This window comes from Nocardioides ferulae (assembly GCF_003660455.1).
Taxonomy (GTDB): Bacteria; Actinomycetota; Actinomycetes; order Propionibacteriales; family Nocardioidaceae; genus Nocardioides; species Nocardioides ferulae.
The window spans coordinates 459,287-481,506 of the sequence record NZ_QZVR01000001.1; the positions used below are offsets into that span (position 1 = coordinate 459,287).

Here is a 22,220-nt window from a genome sequence, read left to right on the forward strand (position 1 = left end):
CTAGGTCAGGGCACCGACAACGCGAGCCCGCCCGGCCTCCCGGCACTGCTCGGCAGCCGGCAGCGGCCATCCCTCGGATAGCCTCACGGTCGTGTCCGACCACGACCCAGCCGGCGCCCCCGGGCCCCGTCCAGGCCCCCGCCCGCGCCCACCGGGCACGATCAAGGTGGGCACGATCGCCGGCAGCGACGTCCTGGTCTCGTCGTCGTGGTTCCTGGTGGCCGGCCTGATCGCGGTGCTGCTGGCTCCGGTGGTCGAGAACGTGCAGCCCGGACTCGGCGGCTGGAAGTACCTCGCCGGTCTCGCGTTCGCCGTCGTCCTGTATCTCTCGGTGCTGCTGCACGAGGCGTCGCACGCCCTGATGGCGCGCCGCTACGGCTACCCGGTCACCTCGATCACGCTGCACTTCCTGGGCGGGATGACCTCGATCGAGGGCGAGGCCCGCCGTCCGCGCCAGGAGTTCTGGATCGCCGTCGTCGGCCCGCTCACCTCGATCGCCGTCGGCATCGTGAGCCTGGGCCTGTGGCTGCTGGTGCCGGACGGCCTGATCGACCTGGCCCTGGCCATCCTGATGGGGGCGAACCTGCTGGTGGGCGTGCTCAACCTGGTGCCGGGCCTGCCGCTCGACGGGGGCCGCGTGCTCAAGGCGCTGGTCTGGGGGGTCACCGGCGACCCGCACCGCGGCACCATCGTCGCGGGGTGGGTCGGTCGCGTCGCCGCCGGTCTCGTGCTCGCCTGGCCGATCGTGATGGCCGAGCTGACCGACACCGAGCCCGACCTGCTCGACTTCGTGCTCGTCTTCGTGGTGGCGGTGTTCTTGTGGACCGGGGCGACCGCGGCGATGGCCGCGGCGCGGTTCCGACGGCGGCTGCCGAGGCTGGCCGCCCGCACCCTGGCCCGGCGGACCCTGGAGGTGCCCGAGGAGCTGCCGCTCGCCGAGGCGGTACGCCGCGCCCAGGACGCCGCCGCGGGCAGCATCCTCACCGTCTCCGCCGACGGCCGGCCGACGGGGCTGGTCAACGAGGCCGCGCTGCTGGCCACCCCGGAGGAGCGCCGGCCGTGGATGGCCACCTCCAGCGTCGCCCGCACGCTCGAGCCGGGGCTCAGCCTGCCGGCGGACCTCGCCGGCGAGGACCTCGTGGTGGCGATCAGTCGCCACCCCGCCGCGGAGTACCTCCTCCTCGAACCCGACGGATCGGTGTTCGGGGTGCTGTCCACCGCCGACGTGGACCAGGCCTTCCGCGACCAGGCCTGACCCTTCGACCGCGAGGCGGCCGGGCCCGAGCCGCGGCCGTCCGACGGTGTCTTCTAGGGTTCCTCCCATGGCCGACGACCTGGACCCGTCGACTCCGACCGCCGCCGAGGCGGTGCCGGACGTCGCACCCGACGCCTGGTCCGGGGTGCACCGTGGCCCGCTGCGCGCCGGCGAGTGGGTGCGGCTGATCGACGCGAAGGGCCGCCGGCACAACATCTGCCTCGAGGCGGGCAAGCGCTTCTTCTCCAACCGCGGGCACCTCGACCACGACGAGCTGATCGGACGCGAGGAGGGGTTCACCGTCACCTCGTCCGCGGGCGGGGAGTACCTCGTCTTCCGGCCGCTGCTCTCGGAGTTCGTGGTCTCGATGCCGCGCGGCGCGGCGGTGGTCTACCCCAAGGACGCCGCGCAGATCGTGGCGCTGGCCGACGTCTTCCCGGGCGCGACCGTCGTCGAGGCCGGCGTCGGCTCCGGCGCGCTCACCTGCTCGCTGCTGCGGGCGGTCGGTCCGCACGGCCGGGTGCTGTCCTTCGAGCGGCGCGAGGAGTTCGCCGAGGTCGCCCGGCGCAACGTCACGCAGTTCTTCGGCGGCGACCACCCCGCCTGGCAGCTCACCCTCGGCGATCTCGCCGAGGCCCTGCCGGCGTCGGGGGAGCGGTGCGACCGGATCATCCTCGACATGCTGGCTCCCTGGGAGTGCCTCGACGCTGCTGCCGAGGCGCTGCTGCCGGGCGGCATCGTGTGCGCCTACGTCGCGACGACCACCCAGTTGTCGCGGTTCGTGGAGACGGTGCGGGTGCACGGTGGCTTCACCGAGCCGGCTGCCTGGGAGTCGCTGGTGCGCGACTGGCACGTGGAGGGCCTCGCGGTGCGGCCGGGACACAAGATGATCGGGCACACGGCCTTCCTGGTCACGGCCCGACGGATGGCCCCCGGACAGCGGCCGCCGCTGAAGCGGCGGCGCCCGGCGCCGGGTGCCTACGGCGCCGACTACACCGGGCCGCGCCCCGCCGACGCGCCGCTCGACGCGCCGGCCGAGGCCGGCGAGTAGCCGCCCCCGCGGTTCGGCGTACCGGCTCCGCCACCGGGCCGCGACCCAATCGTGACCAAGAGAGCGTTTCCTCCCCTTCCCTTGGCCGACGGCGCGGGTAGTGTCACCAGAACAGGAGGTGACGCGGATGTCGACAGCGGAGAACGCCCCCGGTTCCCAGGGGCGCCAGGCCGAAGAGCTCGCGGACCAGGTGAGGTTCCTCGAGGCAGAGGTCGCCGACCTGCGCCGGCGGCTCAGTGACGGACCGTCCCACTCGCGCGGGCTCGAGCTGCGCCTCGCCGACGCCCAACGGTCCCTGGCCGCGGTCACGTCGCAGAACGAGCGCCTGGCCCAGACGCTGCGCGAGGCCCGCGACCAGATCATGAAGCTGAAGGAGGAGGTCGACCGGCTCGCCCAGCCGCCGGCGGGCTTCGGCACCTTCCTCACCCGCAACGACGACGACACCGTCGACGTGTTCACCGGCGGCCGCAAGCTCCGGGTCACCGTCAGCCCGTCGGTCGACCTCGACTCGCTGCGGCGCGGCCAGGAGGTCATGCTCAACGAGGCCCTCAACGTGGTCGCGGCGCTCGAGTTCGAGGAGCTCGGCGAGGTGGTCATGTTCAAGGAGCTGATGGCCGACCGCGAGCGGGCGCTGGTCATCGCCAACGCCGACGAGGAGCGGGTGGTGCGGCTCGCCGAGCCGCTGCTCGGCGAGACGCTGCGGGCCGGCGACTCGCTGCTGCTCGAGTCGCGCTCCGGCTACGTATACGAGAAGGTCCCGAAGTCGGAGGTCGAGGAGCTCGTCCTCGAAGAGGTCCCCGACATCGCCTACGAGTCGATCGGCGGGCTCGGCAACCAGATCGAGCAGATCCGCGACGCCGTCGAGCTGCCCTACCTCTACCCCGAGCTCTTCGACGAGCACCAGCTCAAGCCGCCGAAGGGCGTGCTGCTCTACGGGCCCCCCGGCTGCGGCAAGACGCTGATCGCGAAGGCCGTGGCGAACTCGCTGGCCAAGAAGGTCGCGGCGAAGACCGGGCAGGAGGGCAAGTCCTACTTCCTCAACATCAAGGGCCCCGAGCTGCTCAACAAGTACGTCGGCGAGACCGAGCGGCACATCCGCCTGGTCTTCCAGCGGGCCCGTGAGAAGGCGAGCGGCGGCACGCCGGTCATCGTGTTCTTCGACGAGATGGACTCCCTGTTCCGCACCCGCGGCTCGGGCGTCTCCTCCGACGTCGAGAACACCATCGTCCCGCAGTTGCTCAGCGAGATCGACGGCGTCGAGTTGCTCGAGAACGTGCTGGTCATCGGTGCCTCCAACCGCGAGGACATGATTGACCCCGCGATCCTGCGACCGGGCCGGCTCGACGTGAAGATCAAGATCGAGCGGCCCGACGCCGAGGCCGCGCGAGACATCTTCAGCAAGTACCTCCTCCCCACGCTGCCGCTGCACGGCGACGACCTCGCCGAGTTCGGCGGCGACCGCGAGGCCTGCGTCGCGGGGATGATCCGCGCCACCGTCGAGCGGATGTACAACGAGACCGAGGAGAACCGCTTCCTCGAGGTCACCTACGCCAACGGCGACAAGGAGGTCCTCTACTTCAAGGACTTCAACTCCGGCGCGATGATCCAGAACATCGTGGACCGAGCCAAGAAGATGGCGATCAAGGACTTCCTCGACCACGAGCAGAAGGGGCTCCGCGTCGCGCACCTGCTGCAGGCCTGCGTCGACGAGTTCAAGGAGAACGAGGACCTCCCCAACACCACCAACCCCGACGACTGGGCCCGCATCTCCGGCAAGAAGGGCGAGCGGATCGTGTTCATCCGCACGCTGATCACCGGCAAGCAGGGCACCGAGCCCGGGCGGTCGATCGACACCGTGTCGAACACCGGCCAATACCTCTAGGAGTTCTCGGAGCGCTCCCGGCGAGCCCGGGGTGCGACGGCGCCGGCCGGTCGCGCCCCGGCCCGTCGCGCTCGCCTACCGGCTGCGGGCCGTCCCGCGGTAGAGGTAGCCCCAGGGCCGCATCGGCCCTCCACCCAGCGCGTAGCCGGACTCGATGCCTTCCATCTCGAAGCCGGCGTCCTCGAGCAGGGCCGGCACGTCCCGGCTGAGGTGGCAGCCGCCGGCGACTCGGCGTTGCAGCGGCTCCAGTCGGCGCTGCCAGCGCAGTACCCCGGCGTCGGGCGCCCGTCCGTGCTCGAGGAAGTGCAGGGCCGCGCCTGGGCGCAGCACCCGCCGCAGCTCGCGCAGGGCCGCGACCGGGTCGGGGATGGTGCACAGCGTGAAGGTGGAGAGGGCGGAGTCGTAGGACGCGTCTGCCGCGGGGAGCCGCTGGCCGTCGAGTCCCAGCCGGGCGACGGGGACCGGGGCGGACTCGCGCCGCTCTGCGGAGCGGCGCCACGCGGTGGCGGACGGCTCCACCGCGTGGACCGAGGAGACCTCGGGCGGCAGATGGGACAGGTTGGCTCCGCTGCCGAACCCGACCTCGATCACCTCGCCGTGCAGCCCCCGGGTCACCTGGGCGCGCAGGCGGCGGACCGGCGCCGAGGCCAGGGTGAGGTCGGTCAGGTGCGGCAGCACCTGCTCGTCCCACCACCCGCGCACGGCCATGCGCGAAGACTACTGCGGGTGGCCGAACCCTCGCCGGGGCCGGACCCGTAGGCTCGTGGCATGAGCGCGCGCCGGATCATGGGGGCCGAGGTCGAGTACGGCATCTCGGTGCTGGGGCAGCCCACGGCGAACCCGATGGTCGCCTCCTCGCAGGTCGTCAACGCCTACGCGTCGGCCACGGTCATCGCCCGGAGGGCCCGGTGGGACTTCGAGGAGGAGTCGCCGCTGCGCGACGCCCGCGGCTTCGACATGTCTCGCCAGGTGGCCGACCCGACCCAGCTGACCGACGAGGACCTCGGGCTGGCCAACGTCATCCTCACCAACGGCGCGCGGCTCTACGTCGACCACGCGCACCCGGAGTTCTCCACGCCCGAGGTGACCACGCCGCTGGATCTGGTGCGCTGGGACAAGGCAGGCGAGCAGGTGATGCTCGACGCCGCGCGCCGCGCCTCCCAGCTGCCGGGCAACCCGCAGATCGTGCTCTACAAGAACAACACCGACAACAAGGGCGCCTCCTACGGGGCGCACGAGAACTACCTGATGCGCCGGGCCACGCCGTTCGGCGACATCGTGCGGCACCTGACCCCGTTCTTCGTGACCCGCCAGGTGGTCACCGGCGCCGGCCGGGTCGGCATCGGGCAGGACGGACGCGAGGACGGCTTCCAGATCAGCCAGCGCGCGGACTACTTCGAGGTCGAGGTCGGTCTGGAGACGACCCTGAAGCGGCCGATCATCAACACCCGCGACGAGCCGCACGCCGACCCCGAGAAGTACCGCCGGCTGCACGTGATCATCGGCGACGCGAACCTGTCCGAGGTGTCCACCTACCTCAAGGTCGGCACCACCGCGCTGGTCTTGGCGATGATCGAGGAGCGGTTCATCGACGACGACTTCCGGCTCGACACGCCGGTGGCGTCGTTGCGTGCGGTCTCGCACGACCCGTCGCTGCGGCAGACCGTCACGTTGGCCGACGGTCGCCGGCTCACCGCAATCCAGCTGCAACGCGAGTACCTCGACCTGGCCCGCAAGTTCGTCGAGGACCGCTTCGGCGCCGACGCCGACCCGCAGACGCTCGACGTGCTCGCCCGCTGGGAGTCGGTGCTGGACCGTCTCGAACGCGACCCGATGCTGTGCGCCCGCGAGCTCGACTGGGTGGCGAAGCTGCAGCTGCTCGAGCAGTACCGCTCCCGCGACGGCCTGGACTGGTCGGATGCCAAGCTCCAGCTGATCGACGTCCAGTACTCCGACATCCGGCCGGAGAAGGGCCTCTACCACCGCCTGGTGAAACTGGGCCGGATGGAGCGGCTGCTCGCCCAGGACGCCGTGGACGCCGCGATGCACGACCCCCCGCACGACACCCGCGCGTTCTTCCGGGGCCGCTGCCTGGAGAAGTACGCCGCTCACGTCGCGGCCGCGTCGTGGGACTCGGTGATCTTCGACCTGCCCGGGCGGGAGTCGCTCCAGCGGGTGCCGACCGTCGACCCGCTGCGCGGCACCGAGGCGCACGTGGGTGATCTCCTGGAGCGCTGCGAGACCGCTGAGGAGCTGTTCGCCGCGTTGACCTCGTGACCCTCGGATAGGGTCCAGACATGGCACAGGAGCAGAAGCAACCGCGCAAGTCGTCGGAGTCCGAGGAGACGACCGAGGTCGCGCCCGAGACCGATGTCGCGGAGCGCAAGGAGGCCCTGGACGATGACGTCGACGCGATCCTCGACGAGATCGACGACGTGCTCGAGACCAACGCCGAGGACTTCGTGAAGTCGTTCATCCAGAAGGGCGGGGAGTAGCCGGTGCCCGACCCCCGTCTGCCCGCTGCGTACCTGCAGCCGGGCTCCTCGTCGTTCACCGACTTCCTGGCCAGCCAGGCCCCCGACCTGCTGCCGGGCCGCCGCCCGGTGCCGCCGGGCCAGGCCGGTGACCTCGCGCCCCACGGCACCACGATCGTGGCCGCCACCTTCCCCGGCGGAGTGGTGATGGCCGGCGACCGGCGCGCGACGATGGGCAACATCATCGCCCAGCGCGACATCGAGAAGGTGTTCCCGGCCGACGAGTTCTCCGCGGTCGGCATCGCCGGCTCCGCCGGGCTCGCGGTCGAGATGGTGCGCCTGTTCCAGGTGGAGCTCGAGCACTACGAGAAGATCGAGGGCACGACGCTCTCGCTGGACGGCAAGGCCAATCGCCTCGCCGCCCTGATCCGGAGCAACCTCGGCATGGCGATGCAGGGCCTCGCGGTCGTCCCGCTGTTCGCCGGCTTCGACCTGGTGTCCGGTCGGGGCCGGATCTTCAGCTACGACGTCACCGGTGGCCGCTACGAGGAGACCGCGTTCCACTCGGTCGGCTCCGGCTCGCTGTTCGCCCGCGGCTCGCTGAAGAAGCTCTACCGCGAGGATCTCGAACCCGCTCAGTGCGTCACCGCCGTCGTGCAGGCGCTCTACGACGCCGCGGACGACGACTCCGCCACCGGCGGCCCCGACCTGACCCGCCGGATCTTCCCGGTCGTGCAGGTGATCACCGCCGAGGGCGGGCGCCGCCTCCCCGACGACGAGGTGGCCGACATCGCCGACCGCGTGATCGCCGGCCGGATGACCCGTCCCGACGGCCCCGCCGCCGGCCTGATCTGAGAGGGCGAGCCATGAGCATGCCGTTCTACGTCTCACCCGAGCAGCTGATGAAGGACCGGGCCGACTACGCCCGCAAGGGCATCGCCCGGGGGCGGTCCGTCGTGGCGGTGCAGTACGCCGACGGGATCCTGTTCGTCTCCGAGAACCCGTCCCAGGCGCTGCACAAGGTCTCCGAGATCTACGACCGCATCGCGTTCGCGGCCGTGGGCCGCTACAACGAGTTCGAGAACCTGCGGATCGCCGGGGTCCGGCTGGCCGACATGCGCGGCTACAGCTACGACCGCCGCGACGTGACCGGCCGCGGCCTGGCGAACGCCTACGCCCAGACGCTCGGCACGATCTTCTCCAGCGGCGGCGAGAAGCCCTACGAGGTCGAGCTCTTCGTCGCCGAGATCGGCGACAGCCCGGCCGCGGACCAGATCTACCGGCTGACCTACGACGGCCAGGTCGCCGACGAGCACGGCTACGCCGTGATGGGCGGCGCCGCGGAGGCCGTCGCGTCCTACCTGGAGAGCCGGTTCACCGAGGGCATGGCCCTGGAGGAGGCGCTGCGGATGGCCGTGGCCGCGCTCGGCCACAGCGAGGGGGAGGACCGGGTGATCTCGGTCCGCGATCTCGAGGTGGCGGTGCTCGACCGCACCCGCACCCAGCCGCGCAAGTTCAACCGGTTGGTGCCGGCGCGGCTCGAGCCGCTGCTCGGCGGCCGCGGAACGCCGGCGGCGTCCCCCCAGTCCACCGTGGCCGGGCATCGCCCCGACGGCGACGATCAGCCGGCTCCCACGACCGCGGAGCCACCGGTGGCACCGCCGCCGACCGACCCGCCCAGCGACCCCGGTGACCCGCTGACCTGATCGGGTCGACTCGCGCCCGCTCAATCGACATCGTCCACACGGGTGACCGGTCACCACCTAGGCTGACCCCGTGGACCGGCGGATCTTCGGCATCGAGAACGAGTACGGCGTCACGTGCACGTTCAAGGGCCAGCGCCGGCTCAGTCCCGACGAGGTCGCCCGCTACCTGTTCCGTAAGGTGGTCAGCTGGGGCCGCTCCAGCAACGTGTTCCTGCGCAACGGCGCCCGGCTCTACCTCGACGTCGGCAGCCACCCCGAGTACGCCACCCCCGAGTGCGACGACATCGTCGAGCTGGTCACCCACGACAAGGCGGGGGAGCGGATCCTCGAGGGGCTGCTGCTCGACGCCGAGCAGCGGCTCCACGACGAGGGCATCGCCGGCGAGATCTACCTGTTCAAGAACAACACCGACTCGGCCGGCAACTCCTACGGCTGCCACGAGAACTACCTGGTCAGCCGTAGCGGGGAGTTCTCCCGGCTGGCCGACGTGCTGATCCCGTTCCTGGTGACCCGCCAGATCGTCGTGGGCGCCGGCAAGATCACCCAGACGCCGCGCGGCGCGTCGTACGCCGTCAGCCAGCGCGCCGAGCACATCTGGGAGGGCGTCTCCAGCGCGACCACCCGCTCCCGGCCGATCATCAACACCCGCGACGAGCCCCACGCCGACGCCGAGAAGTACCGCCGGCTGCACGTGATCGTGGGTGACTCCAACATGAGCGAGACCACCACGATGCTCAAGGTGGCCAGCTGCGACCTGGTGCTGCGGATGATCGAGGAGGGCGTGGTGATGCGCGACCTCACGATGGAGAACCCGATCCGGGCGATCCGGGAGATCTCCCACGACGTCACCGGCCGCCGCAAGGTCCGGCTCGCCAACGGACGCGAGGCCAGCGCGCTCGACATCCAGGGCGAGTACCTCTCCAAGGCCCGCGACTTCGTCGACCGCCGCGGCATCAGCACGCCGGTGATCGAGCAGGCGCTGGACCTCTGGGAGCGCGGGCTGAAGGCGATCGAGTCCGACGACCTCAGCCTGGTCGAGCGGGAGATCGACTGGGTCATCAAGTGGAAGCTGCTGGAGCGCTACCGCGCCAAGCACGGGCTGCCGCTGGGGCACCCCCGGATCGCCCAGCTCGACCTGGCCTACCACGACATCCACCGTGGACGCGGCCTCTACTACCTGCTCGAGAAGCGGGGCGCGGTCGCCCGGGTGACCAGCGACCTGAAGGTCTTCGAGGCCAAGTCGGTGCCGCCGCAGTCCACGCGGGCCCGGCTGCGCGGCGAGTTCATCCGGCGGGCCCAGGAGCGGCGGCGCGACTTCACCGTCGACTGGGTGCACCTCAAGCTCAACGACCAGGCCCAGCGCACCGTCTTGTGCAAAGACCCGTTCCGGGCCTACGACGAGCGGGTGCAGCGGCTGATCGAAGGCATGTGACGCACGCCGGATGGGCAGGGCAAGGCTCCTCTCAGGCTCCACTTGTATGGTTCGCCAGGGCCGGTGCGGACCGGCCCCGACCTGCTACCGAGCCCCGCGAAGGTGAACCCTGTGCTGCGACGACTGCGCCGACCCTCTGGTCGAGCCGCCTCGATCCTGCTGCCCGCCCTGCTGCTGACCACGCTGGTCGCCTGCGGCGAGGAGAACGGCGAGGACGACACCGCCGGTGAGAGCACCTCCGGCGGCGGTGCCCTCTCCGCGATCTCGATCACCGGAGAGTTCGGTCAGGCTCCCGAGGTCGAGTGGGACGGCAACCTCGAGGTCGACGAGATCGAGTCCGAGGTGCTCATCGAAGGCGACGGCGACACGGTCGAGACCGGCGACCAGGTGAGCGCGAACTTCTGGGTCGGCAACGGCTACACCCAGGAGGAGGTCTACTCGACCTTCGGCGCCACCGCCGAGCAGCAGGAGGAGGACGCCGCGGCGGCCGAGCCCAGCGAGGACGCCGAGAGCGAGGAGCCCGAGGGCGGCAAGGGCGACAAGCCGGAGCCCTCGGAGGAGTCGACGTTCGAGGACATCCCCGCGACGCCCGAGACGATCACGATCAGCGACGAGCTGAGCCCGTTCTTCAAGGCCGCCTTCGAGGACCAGACCGTCGGGTCGCGGGTCGTGGTCGCAGCGACCGCCACCGACGCGTTCGGTGAGGGCGGCAACCCCCAGCTCGGCATCGGCAACGAGGACACCGTGCTCCTGGTCGCCGACATCGTCGAGATCCAGGAGGTGCTGACCGGCCCCGAGGGCGAGGAGCAGGAGGCACCCTCCTGGGCCCCCGGGCTGGTCACCGAGGGCGACGCGATCACCGGACTCGACTTCGAGGGCACCCCCGAGCCCGACGGCAAGCTGCGCTCCGGCGTGCTGATCCAGGGTGAGGGTCCCAAGGTCCAGGCCGGCCAGACCATCACGGTCAACTACCTCGGCCAGGTCTACGGCGGCGAGCAGCCCTTCGACGAGAGCTACAGCCGCGGTGCCCCGGCCTCGTTCGGCATCGGCGTCGGTCAGGTCATCACCGGCTGGGACAAGACGCTGGTCGGCGCCAACGTCGGCAGCCGGCTGATCCTGGCCATCCCGCCGGCCGAGGGCTACGGCGAGAACGGCAACGAGGGCGCCGGCATCAAGGGCACCGACACCCTCTACTTCGTCGTCGACATCCTCGCCGCGGCCTGAGGCTCCAGCCCGCTCCGCTGCGTGGCGAGCAGCCACGCCGACCCCCGGTCGGCAAGAATGGCCCCCGGCGCCGCTCGGCGCCGGGGGCCCTTCGCTGTCTGCGACGTGGACGGCGGGCCCACCCATTCCGGGACGGAGGCGACGTGGCCGCGGCGAACAAGAGCGAACGCCTGCTGAACCTGCTCATCATGCTGCTGGTCCAGCGCCACTTCGTCGGCAAGGACCGGATCCGCTCGATCATCTATCCCGGCTCCTCCCACGAGGCGTTCGAGAAGATGTTCGAGCGCGACAAGGAGGAGCTGCGCAGCCTCGGGGTCCCGATCGAGGTCGGTCACATCGACAAGTTCTTCGAGGACGAGCCCGGCTACCGGATCCGTCCCGACGAGCTCGCCCTGCCCGAGATCGAGCTCACCGCCGACGAGGCCTCGGTGATCGGCGTCGCCACCAAGGTGTGGCAGCACGCGCGGCTCGCCGAGGCCACCACCGAGGCGGTGCGCAAGCTCGCCGCGCTCGGCGTCCCGGTCGACACCTCCGCCCTCGACATCGTCGAGCCCCGGCTGAGCGCCGACGAGCCGTCGTTCGACGTGTTCTGGGAGGCCACCCAGGAGCGCACCCCGGTGGAGTTCGACTACGTGCGCACCGGGCAGCCCGAACCCAGCACCCGCCACCTGCAGCCCTGGGGCGTGGTCCGCTACTCGGGCCGCTGGTACGTCGTCGGCTACGACACCGACCGCGGCGGCGAACGGGTCTTCCGGCTCTCCCGGGTGCAGGGCCGCGCGCGCAAGAAGGGCAAGCCGGGCTCCTACGAGGTGCCGCCCGGCACCGACGTCCGGGCCGTCGCGCGTCGGCTGGCCCCGGCGCCCGCCGCCGAGCCGGCCGTCGTCCTGGTCCGGCACGGCGCCGGCCACACGCTGCGCCGCAACGCCGACCGGGTCGAGGGCGACGTGGCGGGACCCGACGAGCGCACCGGGTGGGATCGACTGGTGCTGAGCCGCGGCGGGCTCGCGATGGCCGAGGAGCTGCTCGGCTACGGTGCCGACGTGTACGTCGAGGAGCCGAGCGCGCTGCGCGACGAGGTCGCCACCCGCCTCCGCTCCCTGCTCTCGCGGCTGGGGCAGGCGTCGTGAGCGCCCGCTCCTCCGGTCGGCCCGGCGCGGCCGGGGCCCGCGACCAGGTCGCCCGGCTGCTCACCCTGGTGCCCTACCTGCACACGCACGGTCAGGTGCGACTCGAGGAGGCCGCCGGCACCCTGGGCACCACCCCGGAGCAGCTGCTCTCCGACCTCAAGGTGCTCCTGATGTGCGGGCTCCCCGGCGGCTACCCCGACGACCTGATCGACGTCGACCTCGACGCGCTCGAGGGCCCCGCGGCCGACGGCGTGATCCGGGTGTCCAACGCCGACTACCTGGCCCGACCGCTGCGGCTGACCCCCACCGAGGCGAGCGCGATCATCGTCGCGCTCCGGGCGCTGCGCGGCGGGGCGTCCGCCGAGACCCGCGAGGTCGTCGACCGGGCGCTGGCCAAGCTCGAGGCGGCCGCCGCCGAGGGCACCGAGGTGCCGCTGATCGACCCCGGCGACCCCGACGACCTCGCCGCCCGTGCCCGGACCGCCGAGCTCGCGACCCGGCTGCGCGACGCCGCCGGGCGGCGCCGGCAGCTGCGCATCCGCTACCACGTGCCCTCCCGTGACGAGGAGTCCACCCGCACCGTCGACCCGCGCGGGGTGGTCTCCGCCCACGGCTTCGACTACCTCGACGCCTGGTGCCACGCCGCCGAGGCGCCGCGCCTGTTCCGGCTCGACCGGATCCTCGAGGCCGAGGTGCTCGACAGCCCGGTGGCCACCGACCCCGAGCCGCCGCGCGACCTCTCGGCGGGCATGTTCGCCTCCGCCCCCGACGTCACCCGCACCACGCTCCTGCTCGAGCCGCCCGCGCGCTGGGTGGTGGAGTACTACCCGGTGGAGGAGGTGCGCGAGCTCGCCGACGGGCGGCTCGAGGTCGACCTCCTCGTCGCCGACCAGCGCTGGCTGACCCGGCTGCTGCTCCGCCTGGCCCCGCACGCCAGCGTCGTCGTTCCCCAGGAGTTCACCTCCTCGTTGACCGCCACGGTCGCCGACGCGGTCCGCCTGTACGACGGACCGGCGTAGCATGGGCGACGCCCATCGGGGCGTCCGTCCGGACGCCCACGTCGACGCACCTTGAGGACCCCATGCTCCCGCTCGCCATCGCAGGTCTCGGCACCACCGAGCTGCTCATCATCCTGGCCGTGATCATCCTGCTGTTCGGTGCCTCCAAGCTGCCCGAGCTGGCCCGGGGCAGCGGCCGGGCGCTGCGCATCTTCAAGGCCGAGACCAAGGGCCTGATGGACGACGACGAGCCGGCCGACGACTCCCGCAAGACCCCCGAGCAGCGACAGATCGAGGCCCGGCAGGTCGACGTGGAGGCCGAGCGGCAGGCGGCGCTGGACGCGGAGCGCCGGCGCCACGGCGACACCACGACCTGACCGGGGGCCGCCGTTGTCCTTCACCGGCGTGTTCGAGCTGTTCAGCGGCCGACCGCGCCACCCCGTCGGCGCCGACGGCCGGATGGCCCTCTCCGACCACCTCCGCGAGCTGCGTGCGCGGCTGCTGAAGTCCGCGCTGTTCCTGGTGCTCGCCTTCTCGGTGGCGCTGTTCTTCTATGACGAGCTGCTCGACCTGGTGCTCGGGCCCTACAACGACGCCCAGCAGGCGCTGGAGGACACCGACACCACCGCCTACATCGCCAGCGCCGGCGGCCCGCTGCTGCTGCAGTTGAAACTGTGCGGCGTCGCCGCGGTCGTGGTGTCGAGCCCGTTCTGGCTCTACCAGCTGTGGGCGTTCATCGTTCCCGGCCTGCACGCCCACGAGAAGAAGTGGACCCGCGTCTTCGCCGGCATCGCCGGACCGATCTTCATCGCCGGGGTCGCCACCGCCTACTACGTGCTGCCCAAGGGTCTCGAGGTGCTGATCGGCTTCACCCCGGCCGGCATGCAGAACCTGGTCGAGTTCGGCGACTACTTCAGCTTCTTCACCCGGATGATGCTGGTCTTCGGCGTGGCCTTCGAGATCCCGCTGTTCGTGATCATGCTCAACCTGGCGGGCGTGGTCAGCGGTGCCGCGATCGGCCGCTATCGACCGTGGATCGTGCTCGGCACCTTCGTCTTCGCCGCCGTCGCCACCCCGTCGACCGATCCGTTCTCCATGCTGATGCTGGCGCTGCCGATGATGGTGCTGTTCCTCGTCGCCGAGGCCGTCGCCCGCCTGGTCGACCGCTCACGTGGACGGCGGGCCGACCAGTGGGCCGACGACGAGGCCTCGCCGCTGTGAGCGCGGTCCCCGTCCCGCTCAGCGACGCGGACCCGTTCGAGCTGCCCGACTGGCTGGGCACCGACGAGGTGACCTGGGTCGCCGACTCCGGCCTGCGCAGCGCCCACCTGGTCGCGGGCCGGCTGACGGGGGTCGACGGGGCCGAGCTGGCGTGCGACCTGCTGGCCGTCGACGACGCCTATCCTGTGCCGGTCGCCGACGACACCGCCCGGGCCCGCGCGCACCAGGCCTGGCAGCACGGGCAGGTGCTGCTGGTCGAGCGCGAGGGGCGGCTCACGCTCGCCGTGCCCGGCACCACGTTCACCGCCGACGACCTGCTCGACGCCCTGAGCCGGTTGGCCCGCGCGGTCGGCGGCTCGCCCGAGCGGTACGCCGCTCGGTTGCGGATCGGCCGTGAGAGCGGAACCCGCGGGCGCTAGCGCCCGGGGCACTAGGGTCGAGACCGTGCCCAGCAGTCGTCGCGAGATCGCGCTCCTGACCAACCCTACGGCCGGCCAGGGTCGCGGCGCCCGGGCCCGCGCGGCGGTGATCGGCCGGTTCCGCGACGCGGGGCTCTCCGTGCGGGACCTGGTCGGCCGCGACGCCGACGAGGCGCTGGACCTCGCCCACGCCGCCGTCGCCGACGGGGTCGAGTCCCTGGTGGTCTGCGGCGGCGACGGCATGGCCCATCTCGCGGTCCAGGCGCTCGCCGGCACCGACACCGCGCTGGGTGTGATCCCCGCCGGCACCGGCAACGACGTGGGCCGGCTGCTCGACCTGCCGGGCCGCGACTTCGCGGCCGCGGCGGACCGGGTGATCGCCGGCCGCACCCACACCCTCGACCTCGCGCGCAGCGGCGGGAAGTACTTCCTCACGGTGATGGCGGCCGGGTTCGACGCGGTCGTGAACGAGCGGGCCAACCGGATGACCTGGCCACGGGGCCAGATGCGCTACAACCTGGCGACCCTCGCCGAGCTGCGGGTCTTCGAGCCGATCGCCTACACCCTCGAGATCGACGGGCTGGTCCACCACACCGACGCGATGCTGGTCGCGGTCGGCAACGGCCCCTCCTTCGGAGGCGGCCTGCGCATCGCCGAGGGGGCCTTGGCCGACGACGGCATGCTGGACGTCGTGATCATCACGCCGCTGAGCAAACCGGCCCTGGTCCGGGCCTACCCGAAGCTCTTCCGCGGCACCCACACCGCTCTGCCGCAGTACGTCCACCACCGCGCCCGCACGGTCACCATCGCCGCCCACGGCATCGTGGCCTACGCCGACGGCGAGCGGTTCGGTGCGCTGCCGCTGACCGTCGAGTGCGTGCCCGGGGCCCTCAGGGCGCTGGCATGACCGGCACACCCGAGTCCGGAGGCTCCGGGCCCGCCGAGGCCGAGCCGTCCCCGGCCGCGCGCTACGCGTCGTACCGTGCGCACCGCTCGCACCCGGTGCTCAAGGACTTCACCGCGCTCTACGACTTCGAGCTCGACGAGTTCCAGCTGCGGGCCTGCCGCGAGATCGAGGAGGGGCGCGGGGTGCTGGTGGCGGCGCCCACCGGCTCCGGCAAGACCATCGTCGGCGAGTTCGCCGTCCACCTGGCCCTCGCGACCCGCCGCAAGGCCTTCTACACCACCCCGATCAAGGCGCTGTCGAACCAGAAGTTCCACGACCTCGTCGCGCGCTACGGCCCCGAGAACGTCGGCCTGCTCACCGGCGACAACGTCGTCAACGGCGAGGCGCCGATCGTGGTGATGACGACCGAGGTGCTGCGCAACATGCTCTACGCCGGCTCCCACACCCTGCTCGGCCTCGGGTTCGTCGTCATGGACGAGGTGCACTACCTCGCCGACCGCTCCCGCGGCGCGGTCTGGGAGGAGGTGATCATCCACCTGCCCGAGTCGGTGTCGCTGATCTCGCTGTCCGCGACGGTCTCCAACGCCGAGGAGTTCGGCGAGTGGCTCCAGACCGTGCGCGGCGAGACCGCCACCATCGTCGAGGAGCGGCGCCCGGTGCCGCTCTACCAGCACGTGATGGTGGGCCGCCGGATGCTCGACCTGTTCGCCTCCTCCGACGTCGACGCGGCCGCCGGCTTCGTCAAGGAGGGGGCACCGGTCAACGACGAGCTCGTGAAGATCGCCCGCGACGACTGGGCCAGCAGTCGGCTGATGCGCGACCGGCGATCCCCCCGCAAGGGCAACCCCGGGTCGTCGAAGAACCCCCGCAACGTCGGCAACGGCCGGCGGGTCTGGATCCCCAGCCGGGCCGACGTCATCGAGCGGCTCGACCACGAACGCATGCTGCCGGCGATCGTGTTCATCTTCAGCCGGGTCGGCTGCGACGCCGCCGTGCGGCAGTGCCTCGACGCCGGCACCCGCCTCACCACCGCCGAGGAGCGCGAGGCGATCCGCGAGTACGTCGAGGCCGCCACCCGGCACCTGCCGCTCGAGGACCTCCACGTGCTCGGCTACCACGACTTCCTCGACGGGCTGATGCGCGGCGTCGCCGCCCACCACGCCGGCATGCTGCCGGCGTTCAAGGAGTGCGTGGAGCAGCTGTTCGTACGCGGCCTGTGCAAGGTGGTCTTCGCCACCGAGACCCTCGCGCTCGGCATCAACATGCCGGCCCGCACCGTGGTGATCGAGAAGCTGTCGAAGTGGAACGGCGAGACCCACGCCGACATCACCCCGGGGGAGTACACCCAGCTCACCGGCCGTGCCGGGCGCCGCGGCCTCGACATCGAGGGCCACGGCGTCGTGCTGTGGCAACCGGGCATGAACCCCCGCGAGGTGGCCGGCCTGGCCTCCACCCGCACCTACCCGCTGCGCTCGTCGTTCCGCCCGTCGTACAACATGGCCGTCAACCTGGTGCACCACTTCGGCCGCGGTCGCGGTCGCGAGCTCCTGGAGCAGTCCTTCGCCCAGTTCCAGGCCGACCGGGCCGTCGTCGGGCTGGCCCGGCAGCTGCGCAAGAGCGAGGACGCGCTCGAGGGCTACCGCGAGGCGGCGGCCTGCCACCTCGGCGACTTCATGGAGTACGCCGAGCTGCGCCGCCGGATCGGCGAGGAGGAGAAGAACGCCAGCCGGGCCCGGCGGGCCGACCGGCGCGACGAGGTGGTCGCCTCGTTGCGGCGGCTCAAGCCCGGCGACGTCATCCATGTGCCGGCCGGCAAGTTCGCCGGCTACGCCGTGGTCGTCGACCCCGGCGACGCCACCGAGGAGCCGCGCCCCTACGTCGTCACCGTCGAACGACAGGCTCGACGGCTGGCGCTCATCGACTTCCCCAACCCGGTCGAGGCGCTCACCCGGATGCGGGTTCCCCGCAGCTTCAACGGGCGCAACCCGCAGATGCGACGCGACCTCGCGATGAACCTGCGGGCCCGCACCCAGGCGCTCCCGGTGCCGGGCCGTGGACGCGGCGACGACCGGCACGGCGGCTCCGCCCGGTCTGCGGCCGACCTCGAGATCGCCCGGCTGCGCGGCGAGCTCAAGGAGCACCCCTGTCACGCCTGCCCCGAGCGGGAGGACCACGCCCGGTGGGCCGAGCGCTGGTTCAAGCTCGATCGCGACGCCCGCACCCTGCGCCGCCGGGTCGAGCAGCGCACCAACACCGTCGCCCGCCAGTTCGACCGGGTCTGCGAGGTGCTGACCGCGCTCGACTACCTCGACGGCGACGAGGTCACCCCGCGCGGTGCGCACCTGATGCGGCTCTACTCCGAGATGGACCTGGTGGCGGCCGAGTGCCTGCGCCAGGGCATCTGGGACGACCTGGACGCCTCCGGCCTGGCTGCCGCCCTCTCGGTGCTGGTCTTCGAGGCCCGGCGCCCCGACGACGCGTCGTCGCCGCGGCTCCCCGGCGGTGCGATCCAGGAGGCGATCGGCCGGACCGTGCGGCTGTGGGGCCAGCTCGACACCCTGGAGAAGGACCACCGGCTCGACTTCCTGCGCGCCCCCGACCTGGGCTTCGCCTGGGTCGCCTACCGGTGGGCCGAGGGCGACGAGCTCGACGACGTGCTGCTCGCCACCGAGCTGGCCGCCGGTGACTTCGTGCGCTGGATGAAGCAGCTGCTCGACCTGGCCGGGCAGGTCGCCGACGCAGCGGGCGACGCTCCGCTGCGCCAGACAGCCCGGGAGACGATCCGGCGGCTCAAGCGCGGGGTCGTGGCCTACTCGGCGCTCGCGGACTGATCCCGGGCCTCCGGCCGGTGAATCCCGGCTCAGCCCTCCGCTGCGGTCTGGACCGCCTCGACGATCGCGGTGTCGCCGCCGACCAGCTCCCATTGCTTGCCGATGGCGCCCTCCAGGTCCAGCACGGCCGCCAGCACGGCCGCGACGTCGGCACGGGGGATCTCGCCCCGGTCGACCCGCTCAGCCACGGTGACCGTGCCGGTGGCGGGGTCGTCGGTGAGCGCGCCGGGGCGGAGGATCGTCCACTGCAGGCCGCTGTCGCGCAGGGCGGCGTCGGCATCTCGCTTGGCCTCGACATAGGCGCGCCACACGTCGGCCGTGTCGTCGGGCAGCGGCTCGTCGACCCCGATCGCGGAGACCTGGACGAACCGGTCGATACCGGCCTGTCGGGCGGCCTCGATCGACTTCAGCGACCCCTCGAGGTCGACGGTGCGCTTGCGTTCGATGTTGCCGTCGGGCCCGCCGCCGGCGGCGAACACCACCGCCCGGCAGCCCTGGAACGCCGCGGCGAACGCGTCGACGTCGTCCTTCTCGATATCGAGCAGGCGGACCTCGGCGCCCATGCTCTCCAGGTCTGCGCGGTACTCCTCCCTGCGGACCAGCGCGACCGGCGTGTGCTGGGCACGCACCAGGATCGGGTGCAGGAGACGGGCCACCTGTCCGTGGCCTCCGACGACGGCGATTCGGCTCATGGCGCCAACCTACGGGCGGGGTGGTGGGAGGGTCGTTCAGCCCTGCAGGGCCGTCACCAACCGCTGGGCCGGCCCCTCGAGGTTCCACCGCTGCGCGAGCACGAGAACCTGGTCCGGGTCGGCCGGGGTCCGCGGCAGCGCGGTGGCCGGTGCGCCGAGGTCGATGTCGCGCGCGACCGCGACCACCTTGGGGGCCACCGACAGATAGTCGGCGGCCGCCTTGATCTTGCCCCGGGGGCCGGGCCCCATCCCCGAGTCGGGATCGTGGGCTGCCGCGAGGATGCCGGCCATGTCGCGGTACCGCTCGAGCAGGGTGGCGGCGGTCTTCTCACCGACGCCGGCGACGCCGGGCAGCCCGTCCGACGCGTCGCCGCGCAACGTCGCGAAGTCGGCGTACTGGCGTGCGTCGATGCCGTACTTCGCGCGCACCCAGGCGTTGTCGACCCGCTCGTGCCGGCCCACGCCGCGGGCGATGTAGAGGACCCGCACCTCGGCCTCGTCGTCGACGAGCTGGAACAGGTCGCGGTCGCCGGTGACGACGTCGACCGGCATGCCGGCCCCGGTGGCGAGCGTGCCGATCACGTCGTCGGCCTCGTAGCCGGGAGCCCCGACGACGGTGATGCCGAACGCGGTCAGGATCTCGCGGATGATCGGGATCTGCAGCTCGAGAGGGTCCGGCACCTCCTCGACGTCCGGCCCGGTCGACACCTCCGCGACCACGCGATGCGCCTTGTACGACGGGAGCAGGTCGACCCGCCACTGCGGACGCCAGTCGTCGTCCCAGCAGCACACCAGGTCGGTCGGGTGGTAGTCGCCGACCAGCCGGGCGATGAAGTCGAGCAGACCGCGGACCGCGTTGACGTTGGTGCCGTCCTCGGCCTTGATCTCCGGGACCCCGAAGAACGCCCGGAAGTACATCGAGGCGGTGTCGAGCAGCATCAGGCGGCCGGTCTGCGGTCTGGTCACGCGCGGCATCCTGCCACGGGTGTGCCCTAGCCTGGGGCCCGTGACCCCGTCCGACCTGGAAGGCACCGACCGCCGCATCCTCGAGCTGCTCTCCGTCGACGGGCGGATGTCCTACACCGACCTCGGCAAGGCCACCGGTCTGTCGACCTCGGCTGTGCACCAGCGGGTCAAGCGGCTCGAGCAGCGCGGCCTGATCCTCGGCTACGGCGCGACCGTGAACTACGACGGAATCGGCTTGGCGCTCACTGCGTTCATCTCGATCCGCCCGATCGACCCCTCGCAACCCGACGACTGCCCCGACCGGCTGCGCGACATCACCGAGATCGAGTCGTGCTGGTCGGTGGCGGGGGAGGAGTCCTACATCCTCAAGATCCGGACCGCCACCCCGCACGACCTCGAGCACCTGCTCGCCCGGATCCGGGCGGCGGCGAACGTCTCGACCCGCACCACGATCGTGTTGTCGACGTTCTACGAGAACCGTCCGGTCACCTGAGCCGGCGTCGGATCACCGGAGATCCGGTGATCCCAGCGAGGCTCAGCGGCCCCCGTGCTGCTCCCACCAGGCCCGGCCGGCCTCGGGGAGGGTGTGGATCGGGTCGTAGTACTCGTAGGTGCGCGACAGCGCGTCGGGGTCGGTGGACTCGATCGAGGTGCGGTAGTTCTTGGTCCAGTAGGAGATGCCGCGCTCGGTGTCGTAGGACGAGACCTGGTGCACCCAGCGCTTGCCGACGAACGGGACGTCGCAGACGATCCGCGGGGTGGCGAAGCCGGGCAGGTAGCCCATGATGTGGTGCTGCAGCCGCTGGGCGTCGGCGACCGAGACCCGCCAGTGCTCCGAGAACGGGATCATGTCGCACATGTAGAAGTAGTAGGGCATGATCTGCGCCCCGTCGAGCAGCCGGAACGACAGGTCGAGCAGCTCGTGCGGGTCGGCGTTGACCCCGTTCAGCAGCACGCCCTGGTTGCGGACGTCGCGCACGCCGGCCTCCAGCATCGCCGCCGACGCCTCGGCGACCAGCGGGGTGATCGAGTTGGCGTGGTTGGCGTGGGTGTGGATGGCCAGCGACACCCCGCGCGCCCGGGCCACGCCCGCCACGCGGGCCATGCCGGCGCGGACCTCGTCGCCGAGCCAGTGCTGGGGGAGCCCGACCAGCGCCTTGGTGGCCAGCCGGATGTCGCGGATGTTCTCGATCTCCAGCAGCGAGTCCAAGAACGCCTCGAGCCGGGGCCACGGCATGTTGGCCACGTCGCCGCCGGAGACGACGACGTCGCGCACCGCCGGCGTGGTGCGCAGGTAGGACATCATCGCCTCGAGGCGGTCCACCGGCTTGATGAGGAACTTGTGCTTGTCGATGACCGGGGTGGAGTTGCCCACCAGGTCCATCCGGGTGCAGTGGCCGCAGTACTGCGGGCAGGTCGGGAGCAGTTCGGCCAGCACCTTGGTGGGGTAGCGGTGGGTCAGCCCCTCGGCGACCCACATGTCCTGCTCGTGCAGCGAGTCGCGGGTCGCATAGGGGTGGGAGGGCCAGTCGGTGCGCCGGTCGGAGAACACCGGGATCATGTAGTGGCGCACCGGGTCGGCGTAGAACGCCTCGGTCAGCGAGCCCGGCCCGGCCGGCACCGCCGCGGGCATCATCGTGTTCATCATCTGCGGCGGGACCAGCATCGACATGGTCGCGCGCTCGGCCTGGTCGCGCTCGAGGTCGGCGTAGAAGCGGTCGTCGACCAGGTCGCCCAGCAGCTCGCGCAACTGGCGCACGTTCTTCACACAGTGGGAGCGCTGCCACTGCGCCGTGCGCCATTCGTCCTCGGTCACCCCGGCCCAGCCGGGGAAGCGCCGCCAGTCGGGCTCGACCAGCTCGGCACGCCGATAGGCGTAGGGCTGCTCGGACCGCTCGTGGCGGATGGTGTCGATGCTCAAGACGTGCTCCCTCGTCGGCGGCCTGGCGGCGGCGATCAGCGGTCGGTCGGCGGTCGGTGCCTGGCGGCGAGTCGGTTGTGCCGGCTGCCCCCACCTGCGAGAGTACGAGGAGAA

Annotated in this window: 21 protein-coding genes; 17 read left to right on the forward strand and 4 right to left on the reverse strand. The window is 71.9% G+C overall.

The window, feature by feature from the left end:
- Nucleotides 1-91: 91 nt before the first annotated feature.
- The 3 genes from D6B71_RS02200 to arc all read left to right on the forward strand — a co-directional run bounded on the left by D6B71_RS02200 (nt 92) and on the right by arc (nt 4,188).
- Nucleotides 92-1,255, forward strand: a complete 1,164-nt coding sequence (locus D6B71_RS02200) for a site-2 protease family protein (protein WP_240640979.1) — start codon at nt 92-94, stop codon at nt 1,253-1,255.
- A 67-nt stretch (nt 1,256-1,322) separates the two neighbouring features.
- Entirely contained in the window at nt 1,323-2,306 is a 984-nt protein-coding gene (locus D6B71_RS02205; protein WP_121251523.1) for a tRNA (adenine-N1)-methyltransferase, read from the forward strand.
- A gap of 127 nt (nt 2,307-2,433) precedes the next feature.
- Nucleotides 2,434-4,188: a proteasome ATPase gene (arc, locus tag D6B71_RS02210; RefSeq protein WP_121251525.1), complete on the forward strand. Its 1,755-nt coding sequence runs from the start codon at nt 2,434-2,436 to the stop codon at nt 4,186-4,188.
- A 75-nt stretch (nt 4,189-4,263) separates the two neighbouring features.
- Here arc and D6B71_RS02215 read toward each other — a convergent pair whose 3' ends face one another.
- Nucleotides 4,264-4,896, reverse strand: coding sequence for a class I SAM-dependent methyltransferase (locus tag D6B71_RS02215; RefSeq protein WP_121251526.1), 633 nt, complete (start codon nt 4,894-4,896; stop codon nt 4,264-4,266).
- A 60-nt stretch (nt 4,897-4,956) separates the two neighbouring features.
- Here D6B71_RS02215 and dop point away from each other — a divergent pair, with 60 nt between their 5' ends.
- The 13 genes from dop to D6B71_RS02280 all read left to right on the forward strand — a co-directional run bounded on the left by dop (nt 4,957) and on the right by D6B71_RS02280 (nt 18,527).
- Entirely contained in the window at nt 4,957-6,465 is a 1,509-nt protein-coding gene (dop, locus tag D6B71_RS02220) for a depupylase/deamidase Dop (protein WP_121251528.1), read from the forward strand.
- A gap of 20 nt (nt 6,466-6,485) precedes the next feature.
- Nucleotides 6,486-6,683: a ubiquitin-like protein Pup gene (locus D6B71_RS02225; RefSeq protein ID WP_121251530.1), complete on the forward strand. Its 198-nt coding sequence runs from the start codon at nt 6,486-6,488 to the stop codon at nt 6,681-6,683.
- A gap of 3 nt (nt 6,684-6,686) precedes the next feature.
- A complete protein-coding gene (prcB, locus tag D6B71_RS02230; protein WP_121251532.1) occupies nt 6,687-7,517 on the forward strand; it encodes a proteasome subunit beta in 831 nt (276 codons plus the stop codon).
- Nucleotides 7,518-7,528: 11 nt separating this feature from the next.
- Nucleotides 7,529-8,368 (forward strand): proteasome subunit alpha, encoded by an 840-nt coding sequence (gene prcA, locus D6B71_RS02235; protein ID WP_121251534.1) that lies wholly within the window; start codon nt 7,529-7,531, stop codon nt 8,366-8,368.
- A gap of 70 nt (nt 8,369-8,438) precedes the next feature.
- Nucleotides 8,439-9,800: a Pup--protein ligase gene (gene pafA / locus D6B71_RS02240; RefSeq protein ID WP_121251536.1), complete on the forward strand. Its 1,362-nt coding sequence runs from the start codon at nt 8,439-8,441 to the stop codon at nt 9,798-9,800.
- Between the two features lie 111 nt (nt 9,801-9,911).
- A complete protein-coding gene (locus tag D6B71_RS23280) occupies nt 9,912-11,024 on the forward strand; it encodes an FKBP-type peptidyl-prolyl cis-trans isomerase (protein WP_121251538.1) in 1,113 nt (370 codons plus the stop codon).
- Between the two features lie 143 nt (nt 11,025-11,167).
- Nucleotides 11,168-12,151 (forward strand): helix-turn-helix transcriptional regulator, encoded by a 984-nt coding sequence (locus D6B71_RS02250; RefSeq protein ID WP_240640993.1) that lies wholly within the window; start codon nt 11,168-11,170, stop codon nt 12,149-12,151.
- Nucleotides 12,148-13,170 (forward strand): helix-turn-helix transcriptional regulator, encoded by a 1,023-nt coding sequence (locus D6B71_RS02255; protein WP_121251540.1) that lies wholly within the window; start codon nt 12,148-12,150, stop codon nt 13,168-13,170. Before D6B71_RS02250 ends, D6B71_RS02255 begins: the two co-directional genes overlap by 4 nt.
- A gap of 62 nt (nt 13,171-13,232) precedes the next feature.
- Nucleotides 13,233-13,526: a twin-arginine translocase TatA/TatE family subunit gene (tatA, locus tag D6B71_RS23705; RefSeq protein ID WP_121251542.1), complete on the forward strand. Its 294-nt coding sequence runs from the start codon at nt 13,233-13,235 to the stop codon at nt 13,524-13,526.
- Between the two features lie 13 nt (nt 13,527-13,539).
- The gene (tatC, locus tag D6B71_RS02265) at nt 13,540-14,370 is read left to right on the forward strand and encodes a twin-arginine translocase subunit TatC (protein ID WP_121251544.1); all 831 of its coding nucleotides are present in this window, start codon (nt 13,540-13,542) and stop codon (nt 14,368-14,370) included.
- Nucleotides 14,367-14,789: a hypothetical protein gene (locus D6B71_RS02270; protein ID WP_121251546.1), complete on the forward strand. Its 423-nt coding sequence runs from the start codon at nt 14,367-14,369 to the stop codon at nt 14,787-14,789. Before tatC ends, D6B71_RS02270 begins: the two co-directional genes overlap by 4 nt.
- A 25-nt stretch (nt 14,790-14,814) precedes the next feature.
- Nucleotides 14,815-15,696, forward strand: coding sequence for a YegS/Rv2252/BmrU family lipid kinase (locus D6B71_RS02275; RefSeq protein WP_121251548.1), 882 nt, complete (start codon nt 14,815-14,817; stop codon nt 15,694-15,696).
- Nucleotides 15,693-18,527: a DEAD/DEAH box helicase gene (locus tag D6B71_RS02280; RefSeq protein WP_121251550.1), complete on the forward strand. Its 2,835-nt coding sequence runs from the start codon at nt 15,693-15,695 to the stop codon at nt 18,525-18,527. The genes D6B71_RS02275 and D6B71_RS02280 overlap by 4 nt, the downstream gene beginning before the upstream one ends.
- A gap of 29 nt (nt 18,528-18,556) precedes the next feature.
- Here D6B71_RS02280 and D6B71_RS02285 read toward each other — a convergent pair whose 3' ends face one another.
- Nucleotides 18,557-19,219 carry an SDR family oxidoreductase gene (locus D6B71_RS02285; protein ID WP_121251552.1) on the reverse strand — a complete coding sequence of 221 codons (663 nt, stop codon included), beginning with the start codon at nt 19,217-19,219 and terminating at the stop codon, nt 18,557-18,559.
- A 36-nt stretch (nt 19,220-19,255) separates the two neighbouring features.
- On the reverse strand, nt 19,256-20,158 hold the full coding sequence (locus D6B71_RS02290; protein ID WP_121251895.1) for a 5'-3' exonuclease: 903 nt from the start codon (nt 20,156-20,158) through the stop codon (nt 19,256-19,258).
- Nucleotides 20,159-20,225: 67 nt separating this feature from the next.
- Between D6B71_RS02290 and D6B71_RS02295 the strand changes: the two genes are divergently transcribed.
- On the forward strand, nt 20,226-20,678 hold the full coding sequence (locus D6B71_RS02295) for an Lrp/AsnC family transcriptional regulator (RefSeq protein ID WP_240641000.1): 453 nt from the start codon (nt 20,226-20,228) through the stop codon (nt 20,676-20,678).
- 42 nt (nt 20,679-20,720) lie between these two features.
- Here the strand turns inward: D6B71_RS02295 and D6B71_RS02300 are convergent, their stop codons facing one another.
- Nucleotides 20,721-22,106: a KamA family radical SAM protein gene (locus tag D6B71_RS02300; protein WP_206051505.1), complete on the reverse strand. Its 1,386-nt coding sequence runs from the start codon at nt 22,104-22,106 to the stop codon at nt 20,721-20,723.
- Nucleotides 22,107-22,220 lie beyond the last annotated feature (114 nt).

Coding starts and splice junctions, on each gene's coding strand:
- D6B71_RS02205 (WP_121251523.1), top strand. CDS start 1,323: ATGGCCGACGACCTGGACCCGTCGACTCCGACCGCCGCCGAGGCGGTG.
- arc (WP_121251525.1), top strand. CDS start 2,434: ATGTCGACAGCGGAGAACGCCCCCGGTTCCCAGGGGCGCCAGGCCGAA.
- D6B71_RS02215 (WP_121251526.1), bottom strand. CDS start 4,896: ATGGCCGTGCGCGGGTGGTGGGACGAGCAGGTGCTGCCGCACCTGACC.
- dop (WP_121251528.1), top strand. CDS start 4,957: ATGAGCGCGCGCCGGATCATGGGGGCCGAGGTCGAGTACGGCATCTCG.
- D6B71_RS02225 (WP_121251530.1), top strand. CDS start 6,486: ATGGCACAGGAGCAGAAGCAACCGCGCAAGTCGTCGGAGTCCGAGGAG.
- prcA (WP_121251534.1), top strand. CDS start 7,529: ATGAGCATGCCGTTCTACGTCTCACCCGAGCAGCTGATGAAGGACCGG.
- tatA (WP_121251542.1), top strand. CDS start 13,233: ATGCTCCCGCTCGCCATCGCAGGTCTCGGCACCACCGAGCTGCTCATC.
- D6B71_RS02280 (WP_121251550.1), top strand. CDS start 15,693: ATGACCGGCACACCCGAGTCCGGAGGCTCCGGGCCCGCCGAGGCCGAG.
- D6B71_RS02285 (WP_121251552.1), bottom strand. CDS start 19,219: ATGAGCCGAATCGCCGTCGTCGGAGGCCACGGACAGGTGGCCCGTCTC.
- D6B71_RS02290 (WP_121251895.1), bottom strand. CDS start 20,158: ATGCTGCTCGACACCGCCTCGATGTACTTCCGGGCGTTCTTCGGGGTC.